This window comes from Synechococcus sp. WH 8016 (assembly GCF_000230675.1).
In the GTDB taxonomy this organism is placed as follows: domain Bacteria; phylum Cyanobacteriota; class Cyanobacteriia; order PCC-6307; family Cyanobiaceae; genus Synechococcus_C.
This window is the reverse complement of sequence record NZ_AGIK01000003.1, coordinates 279,548-292,152: the sequence shown is the minus strand read 5'-3', so window position 1 is coordinate 292,152 and position 12,605 is coordinate 279,548. Positions and strand designations below refer to the sequence as shown.

The following is a 12,605-nucleotide window of genomic DNA, read 5'->3' as shown; positions in this document are numbered from 1 at the left end:
TTTTCGATGACACATGTGGAGCAGGCACTGGCGGTCTCGCTACCGATTGTGCTGGCTCCAACGGAACTGTTCAGATTGCATACGCTCCTGAGAATTGGGGCCTCGCAGCTGCTTACAACTACACCTCCAAGAACAATGGTGGTTCTTTGTACGCAGGTAACGGCACACCTCTTGCCAACACCTTCACTTCTAACGGCAACAGTTCTTCTGTTGGCTTGAGCGCTTGGTGGTCCCCTGAGGAAGCAGGTTGGATCCCCTCCATCAGTACTGGCTGGGGCTACAACAGCGTCACCGATGGTGATGACACTCGTGTGTTCCGTTCCGCTACAACGCAGTCCTGGTATGTGGGCCTTCAGTGGGCTGACGCTTTCTTGAAGGGCAACACCTTGGGTATGGCCGTTGGTCAGCCCACCTTCGTGACCAACGTTGACTATCGCAACGACGTTTCGAATTCAGACTTCGTTGCAGACGGCAACTACGCCTGGGAATTCTGGTACCAGTTCCAAGTCACCGACAACATCTCTGTGACTCCTGCGATCTACTACCTCAGCCGCCCTTATGGCGATCTGACTGATGGTGGTAACCGTGCCTTCGGTGGCGACCGTCAGAACAATTCCAGAGACACTCAGTTCAATAGCTTTGGCGGCCTCCTGAAGACCACCTTCAAGTTCTGATCACTAAAAGATTGATCCCCCTTTTGAGGAATGTTCTCTTATTTGCTTTCCCCATATTGCAGAAGAGTATGAGATTTTTAATGGAGAATTGGCTTCTAAAGTGATTGTCTGAAGTCCACGCCTAGCTGCAAAAACTTATCCATCGTGGTTTCTGCTGGTGGCTTACTGCTTAATCGTGTTAGCCGCTGCTTTGGCTCGAACGATCACCTCTGGAGGAAGGGAGATGTAGCCCAGCGCGGGAGCTTTCGCTTGGGATTCCTCCGACAACATGTAATCGAAGGTTGATTTGAGTACATCCGTGTTGGCTCCGTTGCCGTTGGCGTAAGCCAGCACCCAGGAGAAGGTCACGATCGGATATCCGTTCTCTGGATTGGCATTGCTACCGATGAGATTGGGTCCGAGGTCGATGGAACCCAGGGCACGATTTGCCGTGGCATTGGTTGGCACCACTTTTTCTCCGGAGCCGTTTTGAATGGCAGCCGCTTGTAAATCCCCTTTGACATAGGCCAGCTCGACATAGCCAATCCCACCATCAATCTGGGTGAGTTGAGCGGCGACACCCTCATTGCCTTTTGCTCCTACGCCTGTAGGCCATTGAACGGATTTATTGGCGCCTACAGCGTTGCTCCATTCCGAACTGATGGCAGAGAGGTGCTTCGTGAAGTTGTAAGTGGTGCCAGAGCCATCGGAGCGATGCACCACTTTGATGGCTTTGGATTGGCAGCCCAACTCCTTGTAATCACGAATCTTGCCTAAAAAGATTCCAGCAAGTTGCTCTCGTGTGAGCTTCAATTCACAGCCTGGATTGTGATATGCCACCGCGATGGCGCCTGCTGTCATCGGAACCTGGACGACGCCGCGACTCACTTTGGCAATGGCTTCGGCTTGCATTGGCTTGTCAGAAGCCCCGAAGTCAACGGTGCCTGCAGTTAATTGACGGACTCCTGCACCTGATCCAACGGATTGGTAATTGACCTGAATTCCTTGTGGTGCCAGATCTTGGAACCAGCGTTGGTAAATCGCAGCTGGGAATGAGGCCCCCGCTGCTGATAGTCGGCCTTGTTGTTTGCCAGTTCCCTGATCGCTCGAGGAGCAGGCAGCAAGACTGAAAGCGGCAGCAACGCTGATCAGTGCAGTGCTTGAGGGGCTCAAGAAACGGCGAAGCATGAGATCGAAGGAGCGATTTACTTGCATGTCATCTCTAGATCTGAGGTGTCAAAGACCAATAAAGATCGAGATTTGCTGACAAACCCAGTCTGCCGTAGCAGGCGCCAAAAGAACTCCGTTTCGATAATGCCCGCTGGCCAGAATCAAGCCTGGCTCCAACACGTCAAGCAATGGTGCTGGCTGTCCAGAGGGTCTGGCCCTGAGGCCATGCCATTGATCGATCACCTCGGCCTGTTGCAGCCAGTGGGGTGCCAGGCCATCCAATCGCCGCATGATTGCAGGCTCTTCAGTGGAAGGTTTCTCGCCTTGTTCCAGGGTTGCTCCAAGCCAAAGACGGTTGTTGCCATGGCGAATCAGATTGACTCCATTGCAAACCAGTACTGCTGGCCAGTGATCCCATGCCTTGCTGGGGGCCGAGACTTGAAGATCCAGCACCTGGCCAAGCACTGCACCCATTGGATAGTCGTGCCCAAGAGGTTGGAGCAACAATGCACTGGCCAAGGCTGTGCAGAGCACAACAACGGCGCAGTCGATGGTGTGGTCTGAGTCCAACTCCAGGTGCCAGCGGTTGTCTTCCCCGGTGCTCGTTCGATGGAGTTTTGTCACGCGAGCCGGTACAAGCCCGACCTTTTCTGCCTTGAGGCTGCGTCTTAGCGCCCGTTGCAGGGCAAGGGGATCAATCCGTCCGTCATGTTTGGAAAGCAATCCTCCATGCCCCCCAGGATTGGGCCAGGGGACTGGATGGGATCCCGTGTTCACTGAGCTGAAGCTTTCGAGCCCAAGGTCATGGCGTTGATTGGCTAAAGCCTCCATGCGTTCTGCCTCCATTGGGTCAGAAGCCAGTTGGATCAGAGGAGAGTGGAGCTGCAGGGGCGTATCCGGATGATTCAGCCTCTCCACCCATTGAGGCCAAAGCTCCATGCTGCGTTGACGCAGCCGCCAAGCCCGTCCGCTTGATCGACGGAAGACGTTCCCCATCAACACGCCAAGCGAAGCGGTCGTGCCATTGAGGGATTGGTCACTTTCGTTGCTGCGCTGAATCGGCGCGTCTAACGACGGGTCGATCAACGTGACGGTGTGTCCTTGACGGGCCAGATGCCAAGCCGTGCCGGCGCCGACGGCACCAGCACCAATCACGGCAATCGAGGTAATCAGCTCAACGCTTCGGCGGGAATAACGCGGGCGTAATTAGCAAAACCCGTTGCAACGGATGTGTAGGACTTTTGCAAGCGTGTTCCGTCTTGGAGACGGGCGGCCTCATCCACATCAGCGAGAGCTTCTTTGAGCTTGGTCGCCAGCTTGTTGGCTTCGGCCCGGTCGTTTGGAAGGAGGCGCTGATTGATGTACAGCATCTCGCGACCGACCTCTTGCATCGGTCCGTGAATCAGGTTGCGGGTAAAGGTCCAATCGCGCTGATTAACAAGGGCTGCCAGATCTGGGAGACGTTCCTGGGCTTGCGTGAATCCCTCGGCTTGCCTACGGATGACTGCCATGTCTTCAGGGCTAATCGTTGCGGGCTTGGCATTGCCATTACCGCTGCAGGCCGCGAGGCCGAAGCAGAGGCACACGCAGAGGCAAAACGCAGCGAGGCGACGCAGGGCGCTCAGCATGGGGATCGGTAGAGAAGGGAGTCCGCGAGTTTACCTGCGTAATTCCGTTCCCCGAGCAATGACTGCCAAGAGAGAATGAACTTGTGAATATCTGCTGCGCGTGAACGGCTCAACGGTCATCCTTCAACTGATCTGTCCTGATCGGTCAGCACTTGTGAGTGAGCTGGCTGGTTGGGTGGCAGCCAACGGCGGCAACATTCGTCACGCTGACCATCACACCGACTCGGGTGCAGGGTTGTTTTTAAGTCGGATTGAGTGGGAGCTTGATGGATTCGGGTTGCCTCGGCACGCGATTGAGCCAGCGGTTTCTGCCCTTGCGGAGCGGCTCGGCGGTGAGGCCCAGCTCCATTTCTCCGATGAGTTGCCCCGTGTTGCGATCTTTGTGAGTAAGCAGAGCCACTGTCTGCTGGATTTGCTTTGGCGCTCTCGCAGCGGTGAATTGCCGATGGAGGTTGCGTTAGTGATCTCCAATCATCCCGATTTGGAGCCATTGTGTGGTGATTTTGGTGGACGATTTGTGCACGTACCGGTCACTCCGGCAACCAAGCGGGACGCGGAAAACCGCATTCTTGACCTTCTTGAAGAGCACAGCATTGAACTCGCTGTGTTGGCGAAATACATGCAAGTGCTGAGTGGCGATTTTTTAGAGCGCTTCTCCCAGGTGATCAATATCCATCACTCGTTCTTGCCTGCCTTTAAAGGTGCTCAGCCGTATCACCGCGCCTGGGACCGGGGCGTGAAGTTGATCGGTGCCACGGCGCATTACGTCACCGAAGACTTAGATGATGGTCCGATCATTGAGCAGGCCACCCTGTCTGTGAGTCATCGCGATGAGGTGGAGGATTTGATTCGTAAGGGCCGTGACACGGAGCGATTGGCCTTGGCCCGGGCTCTGCGCTTGCATCTCTGCCGGCAGGTCATGGTGTATCGCGGCCGGACGGCGGTGTTCGCATGATCCAGCGCATCGATGCATCCCGCCCGCACCAAGCGTCGCGCTGGGGTTGGCGATGTTTCCAGATTGGCTTGTTCTTGCTGCCCTCTTCGGCGCTGCTGGCCAGCTTGTTGTTGTTTCCCTCTCTGCTCATGAGCAGTTGGAGGAGTGAGCGTCCGTTTTGGCGTGACCCCTGGAACGCGCCTTTGTTTTTGGCGTCCTTGTTGATGGTGATTGGATGCTTCGGCTCCTATTCCGGGTCCCTGGCCTGGGTCGGCATGGGGAACTGGTTGCCATTCTTTTGGGCGTTTTGGGGCTTTCAGCCCTACGTCAGTTCGGCTGAGGCACGCCGTCGTTCTGCGCTTTGGCTTGTGGCCGGTAGCTTCCCCGTGGTGTTGACGGGTTTGGGACAACTTTGGTGGGGCTGGCAAGGTCCCTGGCAAGTCCTGGGTGGTTCGATTATTTGGTTCATGACCCCTGGTGGTGAACCGGAGGGTCGCCTCTCAGGACTGTTTGATTACGCCAATATCGCTGCAGCCTGGTTGGCTCTGGTTTGGCCGTTGGCGCTTGCAGCACTGATTCAGCCGGGCCTGAGCAAGCTGCGGAGAAGTGTTGTTCTTGGCTTGGTGGCCGCTTTTGTGACGGCCCTCGTGCTCACCGAGTCGAGGAATGGCTGGGGCGCGTTGGTGCTGGTGCTACCGATTGTGTTGGGTCCTATGAGTTGGTCTTGGCTGGTGCCGCTGCTGGTGGTTGGCCTTGGGCTGTTGACTCTCTCTGTTGTTCCTGGGGTGCCGCTGTTGATTCAGGCCCCCGCGCGCTCGTTGGTGCCAGAGGCGATCTGGGGAAGGCTCAGTGATAGCCAGCACGCTGGTGAGCGCGTCCTTGCCTCCACGCGCCTGAGTCAGTGGGGTGTGGCGGTTCAGTTGATCGCTGAGAGGCCCTGGCTGGGATGGGGGGCAGCGGCTTTTTCGGTGATTTATCCGCTCAGAACGGGGAAATGGCATGGCCATGCTCACAACCTTCCCCTTGAACTGGCCATTGCACATGGTTTACCGGTGGCGGCTTTGGTGGCAGGGCTGGTGTTGGCTTTGTTGATCGTGGCACTCCGTCGTGGGGTCACACGATTGTTTGATCGTGCCTGGTGGGCAGCGGTGCTGATCTTGATGGTGCTGCATGGGACCGATTTGCCGTTTTTTGATAGCCGCGTGAATATTGCTGGCTGGATTTTGCTGGCGGGATTGCGCTGTTTGCTCAGACCGAATCAGGAGCGCTTTCAGGAGCGTTCTCTGGACTCAGCGCTTCACGTTGATGCTTAAGAAGCGTGTCGCTGGGGAGGGGACCATCGAGATGACACCAGGGAAGAATCTGGTGATCGGCCCAGGTGTGATGAACCACCTCCTCCCAGGCGGGGGGCCGGGGCAAAGGCACTCCGGCAGAGCTAGCGGCAGGTAATTCCTCCGACCGTGCGGCTCGATAGGCCTTTTTCCAACCACCAAGACTCTCTTGAGAGCCCCTCACCGCGGCGATCACTGGTGCGAGTCGACGGTCACTGCGGGAGAGCAGGGCCTGGATCACGCTCCAGCCGTAGCTTTCAGGCCGGAGTTCCACCCCTTTGGGTTTGAGGCGTTTGGCGAGTCGTTTGAGGCGTTTGTCAGCCTCTGGCATGACCCCTTGCCACTGAAAGGGTGTGTGGGCTTTAGGAACAAAGGTGCTCACGCCCAAGGTGAAGCGCAGGCCTGGAGTTTGTTTTTTCAGATCCAGCAGCAGATCGGCGGTGGCCTCGACGTCGTCGTCCTGCTCCGTGGGAAGTCCCACCATTCCGTAGAGCTTGAGGCTTTTCAGTCCTCCTTCTTTGGCGTACCGGGCTGCGTCGTTGATTTCCTCGCGGCTGAGTTTTTTATTCACGACGCGTCTCATCCGATCACTTCCGCTTTCGATGGCGATCGTGACCGACTTGCTACCGCGGCGACTCAAGGTTCCCGCTAGTTGCGGGGTCACGGTGGCCGCTCGTACGGAGCTCACACTGACGCGTAAATCATCAAAGCGGTCTTGATCCAGCCACTCCAGCAAATCGCTGAACTGGGGATGTTGGGTGACGGAGGCACCTAGCAAGCCAAGACGACGGGTTGCCTGAAGCCCCTTCTCGACGGCAGGAATGAGGCCGTCATCAAGAGACGGGGTTCGGAAGGGCAAGGTGAGATAACTCGCCAAGCAAAAGCGACACAGTTCTGGGCAGCTGCGCACCACCTCCACCATATGAATGTCGGGCCAGGCGGCCTCAGGGGTGATCACCGTGGAATGGCTCAGGCTGTTGCCCCTCCAGGTTTGCTTGGCGATTCGCTCCGGTAGATCGGCTTCTCTGGGTTTGATGCCCAGCAGGGCACCGTCGGCACTGAACTGCGGAGCATGAAGATCGGGCACGTAGATGCCGGGGATCTGCGCTAGGTGACGAAGTCGCTTGTGACGGGGTTCGTCCCGCATCTGCTGGACGGCATCGATGAAGGTGGGCAGCAGTTCTTCTCCATCCCCAAGCAGCACGACATCAAAAAATGGGGCCAGGGGTTCGGGGTTGGCGGTTAAAACGGGACCGCCACCAAACACGATTGGATCCTGATCACCCCGTTCATGGCTCCAAAGGGGAATGCGTTGTTGCTCGAGGAGATCCAACAGAACCGGTCCATCGAGTTCCCAGCTCAGGGACAGTCCAAACAGATCACAGCGACGGTGTTGCGGATCTCCCTGATCTGTAAACAGTCTCCTGACATCGAGGTCAGAGCGCATGGCCAAGCTGGCCCATACGAGTTGGTAGCCAAGGCTGGTGATGCCCACGGTGTAAGTGCTGGGAAAGGCCAGCACTGTTTTCAGTGCCCCTGCTTCGGGTGCAGCAGGTTCAAACAGAAGGGTTTCGCGGTTCAGCAGCGCCCATGCATCACCCATGCATCCTGCAGGATCAACGGAGCAGAGACAATTCCTAGGGGTTGTGGTCTTCGGGGTCTGGCTCGTCTTTGTCTGATTGGGGTTTGGGTGGTTGAAAGGCCCGACGTTCGTTTTCGGCTTGGAGGTGATCTTCCTCGAGAAACTCAAGCCCCATCTGTCGTTCGTAGATCGAGCGGTGATCAAACAGACGTGCGATCAGAAAACTCGCCAAGCAGGCCACCAGAATTGGTTTCAGGACTAACAAGTTCTTCGTTAACGCGAAGGCCAAAAACATGGCCGTGATCGGCGTGCGCGAACAACTGGCCACGAAGGCGCCCATCCCTGCAAAGACATAGGTGCTGGGGACGTGGCCGGTGAGTGCTTCCACCCAAATCCCACAGGCGAGGCCGATCGCACCGCCCAGGGTCAGCATTGGAAAAAATAAGCCTCCGGGTGCACCAGATGCTGCTGCTAATCCGGTGCTGAAAAACAGCACCACAAAGGTGCCGAGCGCCATTGGAATATCAGCTTTCCCATCACCGATGAGGTCTTGTAAGCCTTCGAGATTGTGAAATGCAGAGGGGAGACATGCATACACCCCACCTAGCAGTGCTCCGCTGATCACCATGCGCAGAACGAGGCGGTCACCGAACCAACGATGCCCTTGTTTCTGCATGGCGAGGACATAGCGGCAATACAGCTCGGCAAGAACTCCCACCACGACGCCCAAGCCAATCAGGTAGCCCAGATCTATGGGTAAAAAACTCACCAGTGGTTCGTATTCCTTCTCCAGCTGAAAGCCAAGGCCAGTGTTCAGCCCACCGCCGCCCGTGCTTAAACCCGCGAGCCCCAATACATCCGCCCAGGCATCTGCCAAAAAGGTGGTGACGATCGCCAGCAGCATTACTACTGGCCTTACGGAGTGCAGTAATTCCTCAATGGCGTAGAAAAATCCGCCAATCGGAGCGTGAAACACAGCCGCAATCCCAGCTCCACCGCCCGCGGCGACGAGCACGCGACGGAATGCCGCAGGTGCTCTTAGCCAACGGGCAAGTTGCCAGGCCACCGATCCCCCCATCTGAACAGCGGGACCTTCCGGCCCGAGGGGGAAACCACTGCCGATCGCGACAATTCCGGCTATCAGCTTCACCAAGCCCACCTTGAGACCCATCGGGACGGCCCGATGTTTCAGGAATCCCATGATGTGGGTGATTCCGGATCCACCTGCTGAGGGTGCCAGCCGAGACACAAGCAATCCGGATACCAAACCACCTGTTGCGCCTAAGCCAGGCAGAACGGCCCAAGCAGGAAGGTCTGCCAGCAGTTCCAGGCGCCAGGCCCCTAAAACTTTGATGCCCAACTTGAACAACACTCCGGTGAGGGCTGCGCCAAGCCCCGTGAACATCAAGGCGAGCACAACAACCAGCCAGCGGCGTTCCAGCAGCCGGCGAATGCTCCGACTCGAACCGGATGGATCTTGTTTTTCTTCTAGGTCGCTAGCTGCTGTCATGGCTTTGAGCGGATGCCGTTTAGGCGCCGGCCATGACCTCCGCTTGTTCCGTAGCGCTCAGCACTCGGCCCTGTTCGACGAAGTTATTGATTTGGTCGAAGTTGAGGTATCGGTACAGCTCTGCGGAGAGTGGATCGATCTTTTCAGCGGCGATCCTTTGGTATTCATCGGGTGTGGGAATGCGCCCGAGCAGGGCGCAGACAGCGGCTAATTCAGCGCTTCCCAGGAAGACCTGCGCTCCTTTGCCAAGCCGGTTGTTGAAGTTGCGAGTGCTGGTGGAGAACACGGTGGTGTTGTCACCGACTCGGGCTTGATTGCCCATGCAGAGCGAGCAGCCTGGCATTTCCATGCGGCTGCCGGCTGCTTCAAATGTGGCGTAGTAGCCCTCTTGCTTGAGCATGTCCTCGTCCATACGCGTGGGCGGGCAAACCCAAAGCCTGGCAGCGATGTCGCCGGCTTCTTCGAGCACTTTGGCCGCGGCGCGGTAGTGGCCGATGTTGGTCATGCAAGAGCCGATGAACACCTCTTGAACGGCTTCGCCAGCCACTTCGCTGAGCAGCTTCACGTTGTCGGGATCGTTCGGGCAGGCGAGGACGGGTTCGGTGAGCTCATCGAGATTGATCTCAATCACTTCGGCGTATTGAGCGTCGTCATCGGCTTGAAGGAGTTGGGGGTTGGCCAGCCAGTCCTCCATCACCTTGATCCGTCGCGCCAGGGTGCGGGCATCGCTGTAGCCGCGCGCAATCATGTTTTTGAGCAGTGCCACATTGCTGCTCAGATATTCACTCACGGTGGCTTCGGACAATTTGATGGTGCAGCCTGCGCAAGAGCGTTCCGCCGTGGCGTCCGTGAGTTCGAAGGCTTGCTCCAGCTTGAGATCTGGCAACCCTTCAATTTCCATGATTCGGCCATTGAAGACGTTCTTCTTGTTGGCTTTTTCCACGGTGAGCAGGCCCTTTTGGATCGCGACCCAGGGAATCGCATTCACGACATCGCGGAGTGTGACCCCCGACTGAAGAGAGCCGCTGAACCGGACCAGCACCGATTCGGGCATGTCGAGGGGCATCGCGCCGATGGCGGCAGCAAAGGCCACAACCCCTGAGCCTCCTGGAAAAGAAATGCCGAGGGGGAACCGGGTGTGGCTGTCACCTCCTGTGCCCACGGTGTCGGGCAAGAGCATCCGATTGAGCCAGCTGTGGATGATGCCGTCACCGGGGCGTAGGGCGACACCGCCGCGCTGGGCAAAGAAATCAGGCAGTTCTTTCTGGGTTTGCAGGTCTACCGGTTTGGGGTAAGCGGCGGTGTGGCAGAAGCTCTGCATCACCAAATCAGCGGAAAAGCCCAGGCAGGCCAATTCCTTCATTTCGTCCCGGGTCATCGGCCCGGTGGTGTCTTGACTGCCAACGGTGGTCATCAGCGGTTCACAGCTCGTGCCGGGACGGACGCCTGGAAGACCGCAAGCTTTGCCCACCATTTTTTGCGCCAAGGTGAAGCCTTTTCCCGTGTCGGCAGGGGCGCTAGGCCGGATGAACGTTTCAGAAGGAGCTAGTCCCAGTTGGCTGCGCACCTTGTCGGTGAGAGCGCGACCAATCATCAGTGGGATGCGACCACCAGCACGCACTTCGTCGCTGATCGTGCTCGGCTTGAGTTCAAATCGGCTGATCACCTCGCCATCGCGTTCGATCGTGCCGGCGTAAGGGCGAATCGTGATCACGTCACCGGTGTTCAGATCACTGACATCGCACTCAATCGGTAAGGCGCCTGAATCTTCCGCAGTGTTGAAAAAGATGGGAGCAATCTTGCCGCCAATGATCACTCCGCCGGCGCGCTTGTTGGGAACATGGGGAATGTCATTGCCGGTGTGCCACAGCACGGAGTTGATGGCGCTTTTTCGAGAGCTTCCGGTGCCGACCACATCACCCACATAGGCCACGGGATGACCTTTCTTCTTCAGGGTTTCAATGGTGTTGAGTCCCTCTGGATCACGGGTTTCCAACATCGCCAGGGCGTGCAATGGGATGTCGGGACGGGTGGTCGCGTGGGTGGCTGGTGAGAGGTCGTCCGTGTTGGTTTCGCCGTCCACCTTGAACACGGTGACGGTGATCTCTTCGGAGAGTTGATCTCGCCGGGTAAACCATTCCGCTGCAGCCCAGCTGTCCACCACCTGTTGGGCGTAACGGTTGCTGGTCGCTAGCTCCATGACGTCATTGAATGCGTCGTAGACCAAGAGGGTGCGGCTAAGTCCTTGAACGGCACAGCTCGCAAGCGTCTCGTCTGGATGCTTCAGCAGTTCGATCAGTGCGGCGACGTTGTACCCGCCGACCATGGTGCCGAGCAATTGCACCGCCTCCAAAGGCGCCACCAATGGGCTGGATGCTTTGCCTTGAGCGACGGCACTTAACCAGGTTGCTTTGACATAGGCCGCTTCATCCACGCCGGGGGGAATGCGTTCGCTCAGCAGGTGCAGCAAGGTCTGCTCTTCTCCCGCCGGTGGATTTTGAAGAAGTTCCGTGAGGGCTTGTGTCTGAGCGGCATCAAGAGGAAGCGGCGGGATGCCCTGACCTTCCCGTTCCTTGGCGTTCTCGCGATAGGTGCTCAGCATCGGTTTTGGCGGCGCAGACAGCGATACACACCATTGTTGTTGGTCAGCGTTCCACCCTGTTGTTTGTTGCAGTGGATCGCCTTGCGTAATCTGGATTGAATTTCAGGCCAAGGCATGACCACCACCCACGATCTGCATGTGGTGGACACGCGACCACTGATTCCACCGGCTCTGTTGCATCGTGACCTGCCCATTGATCCAACGGCTTTAGAAACGGTGGCGACGGCTCGCAGCCGCATCCAAGCCATCCTGCGTGGATTGGACCGCCGACTCTTGGTGATTGTGGGGCCCTGTTCTGTCCATGACGTGGAGGCGGCCAGGGACTACGCCCGTCGTTTGGCGCCCTTGCGTGAGCGCCATTCCGCTGAGCTGGAGATTGTGATGCGGGTGTATTTCGAAAAACCCCGCACCACCGTGGGATGGAAGGGGTTGATTAACGATCCCCATCTCGATGGCTCCTATGACATCAATACTGGGCTACGGATGGCTCGCTCCCTGTTGCTCGATTTGGCGCGGGAGGGAATGCCCACCGCAACAGAGCTGTTGGATCCCGTGGTTCCTCAGTACATCGCGGATTTAATCAGCTGGACCGCGATTGGTGCACGCACCACAGAAAGCCAGACCCATCGTGAAATGGCCTCAGGCTTGTCGATGCCTATTGGCTACAAGAACAGCACCGATGGCAGCGCCACGATTGCGATTAATGCCATGCAGGCTGCATCCAAGCCCCATCATTTTCTCGGCATCAATCGTGAGGGTCATGCGTCGATCGTTAGCACCACAGGAAACCCCGACGGTCACTTGGTTTTACGGGGTGGCAATCGCGGGACTAATTATCACTTGGAAGCGATTCAGGATTCAGCTGCGGAATTGGCTGGTGCAGGTCTGCCTGATCGCTTGATGGTGGACTGCAGCCATGGCAATTCCAATAAGGACTACCGCCGTCAGGGTGAGGTCCTACAGGCAGTGGCTGCTCAGGTGGACCAAAAACTGGATCACATCATGGGAGTGATGATTGAAAGCCATCTCGTGGAAGGCAACCAAAAGTTGGCTTCAGATCTATCCACCCTCACTTACGGGCAGAGCGTGACCGACGCATGCATCAGCATCGAAACCACCGCTGACCTTCTGGGAGAGCTTGCTGCCTCTGTGGCCAAGGCAAGATTCAGCTAACTCGCAGACGCGTTAGGCGTTG

General features: G+C 57.3%; 11 protein-coding genes. 4 read left to right on the top strand and 7 right to left on the bottom strand.

Annotation, left to right across the window (positions count from 1 at the left end; all coding sequences use genetic code 11):
- On the top strand, nucleotides 1-674 hold a 674-nt coding region (locus SYN8016DRAFT_RS09975; protein WP_006854268.1), incomplete at its 5' end, for a carbohydrate porin.
- Nucleotides 675-836: 162 nt separating this feature from the next.
- Here SYN8016DRAFT_RS09975 and pstS read toward each other — a convergent pair.
- Genes pstS through psbQ form a run of 3 tightly spaced genes read right to left on the bottom strand, consistent with a single transcriptional unit; the run spans nucleotide 837 to nucleotide 3,451 of the window.
- Nucleotides 837-1,841, bottom strand: coding sequence for a phosphate ABC transporter substrate-binding protein PstS (gene pstS / locus SYN8016DRAFT_RS09970; protein WP_038014401.1), 1,005 nt, complete (start codon nucleotides 1,839-1,841; stop codon nucleotides 837-839).
- A gap of 48 nt (nucleotides 1,842-1,889) precedes the next feature.
- Complete coding sequence (locus SYN8016DRAFT_RS09965) at nucleotides 1,890-2,978, bottom strand: FAD-binding oxidoreductase (protein ID WP_006854266.1); 1,089 nt, start codon at nucleotides 2,976-2,978, stop codon at nucleotides 1,890-1,892.
- Nucleotides 2,979-2,992: 14 nt separating this feature from the next.
- Nucleotides 2,993-3,451 carry a photosystem II protein PsbQ gene (gene psbQ, locus SYN8016DRAFT_RS09960; protein WP_006854265.1) on the bottom strand — a complete coding sequence of 153 codons (459 nt, stop codon included), beginning with the start codon at nucleotides 3,449-3,451 and terminating at the stop codon, nucleotides 2,993-2,995.
- Nucleotides 3,452-3,551: 100 nt separating this feature from the next.
- Between psbQ and purU the strand changes: the two genes are divergently transcribed.
- Together purU and SYN8016DRAFT_RS09950 are read left to right on the top strand one after the other, a co-directional pair.
- On the top strand, nucleotides 3,552-4,406 hold the full coding sequence (gene purU, locus SYN8016DRAFT_RS09955; protein WP_006854264.1) for a formyltetrahydrofolate deformylase: 855 nt from the start codon (nucleotides 3,552-3,554) through the stop codon (nucleotides 4,404-4,406).
- Complete coding sequence (locus SYN8016DRAFT_RS09950; protein WP_006854263.1) at nucleotides 4,403-5,698, top strand: O-antigen ligase; 1,296 nt, start codon at nucleotides 4,403-4,405, stop codon at nucleotides 5,696-5,698. Before purU ends, SYN8016DRAFT_RS09950 begins: the two co-directional genes overlap by 4 nt.
- Here the strand turns inward: SYN8016DRAFT_RS09950 and SYN8016DRAFT_RS09945 are convergent.
- Genes SYN8016DRAFT_RS09945 through SYN8016DRAFT_RS15960 form a run of 4 tightly spaced genes read right to left on the bottom strand, consistent with a single transcriptional unit; the run spans nucleotide 5,634 to nucleotide 11,526 of the window.
- Complete coding sequence (locus tag SYN8016DRAFT_RS09945) at nucleotides 5,634-7,319, bottom strand: radical SAM protein (RefSeq protein WP_006854262.1); 1,686 nt, start codon at nucleotides 7,317-7,319, stop codon at nucleotides 5,634-5,636. The genes SYN8016DRAFT_RS09950 and SYN8016DRAFT_RS09945 overlap by 65 nt on opposite strands.
- Nucleotides 7,320-7,353: 34 nt before the next feature.
- On the bottom strand, nucleotides 7,354-8,808 hold the full coding sequence (locus SYN8016DRAFT_RS09940; protein ID WP_006854261.1) for a ClC family H(+)/Cl(-) exchange transporter: 1,455 nt from the start codon (nucleotides 8,806-8,808) through the stop codon (nucleotides 7,354-7,356).
- A 19-nt stretch (nucleotides 8,809-8,827) separates the two neighbouring features.
- Nucleotides 8,828-11,410, bottom strand: coding sequence for a bifunctional aconitate hydratase 2/2-methylisocitrate dehydratase (gene acnB / locus SYN8016DRAFT_RS09935; RefSeq protein ID WP_006854260.1), 2,583 nt, complete (start codon nucleotides 11,408-11,410; stop codon nucleotides 8,828-8,830).
- A complete protein-coding gene (locus SYN8016DRAFT_RS15960; RefSeq protein WP_256364597.1) occupies nucleotides 11,404-11,526 on the bottom strand; it encodes a hypothetical protein in 123 nt (40 codons plus the stop codon). Before SYN8016DRAFT_RS15960 ends, acnB begins: the two co-directional genes overlap by 7 nt.
- On the opposite strand from SYN8016DRAFT_RS15960, the gene SYN8016DRAFT_RS09930 reads away from it, so the two are divergent.
- Entirely contained in the window at nucleotides 11,525-12,583 is a 1,059-nt protein-coding gene (locus SYN8016DRAFT_RS09930; RefSeq protein ID WP_006854259.1) for a 3-deoxy-7-phosphoheptulonate synthase, read from the top strand. The genes SYN8016DRAFT_RS15960 and SYN8016DRAFT_RS09930 overlap by 2 nt on opposite strands.
- The last annotated feature ends 22 nt before the right edge of the window (nucleotides 12,584-12,605 follow it).

Excerpts from the sequence above, each read along its gene's own strand:
- pstS (WP_038014401.1), bottom strand. The coding sequence starts at position 1,841 with ATGCTTCGCCGTTTCTTGAGCCCCTCAAGCACTGCACTGATCAGCGTT.
- psbQ (WP_006854265.1), bottom strand. The coding sequence starts at position 3,451 with ATGCTGAGCGCCCTGCGTCGCCTCGCTGCGTTTTGCCTCTGCGTGTGC.
- SYN8016DRAFT_RS09950 (WP_006854263.1), top strand. The coding sequence starts at position 4,403 with ATGATCCAGCGCATCGATGCATCCCGCCCGCACCAAGCGTCGCGCTGG.
- SYN8016DRAFT_RS09945 (WP_006854262.1), bottom strand. The coding sequence starts at position 7,319 with ATGGGTGATGCATGGGCGCTGCTGAACCGCGAAACCCTTCTGTTTGAA.
- SYN8016DRAFT_RS09940 (WP_006854261.1), bottom strand. The coding sequence starts at position 8,808 with ATGACAGCAGCTAGCGACCTAGAAGAAAAACAAGATCCATCCGGTTCG.
- acnB (WP_006854260.1), bottom strand. The coding sequence starts at position 11,410 with ATGCTGAGCACCTATCGCGAGAACGCCAAGGAACGGGAAGGTCAGGGC.
- SYN8016DRAFT_RS09930 (WP_006854259.1), top strand. The coding sequence starts at position 11,525 with ATGACCACCACCCACGATCTGCATGTGGTGGACACGCGACCACTGATT.
- SYN8016DRAFT_RS15960 (WP_256364597.1), bottom strand. The coding sequence starts at position 11,526 with ATGCCTTGGCCTGAAATTCAATCCAGATTACGCAAGGCGATCCACTGC.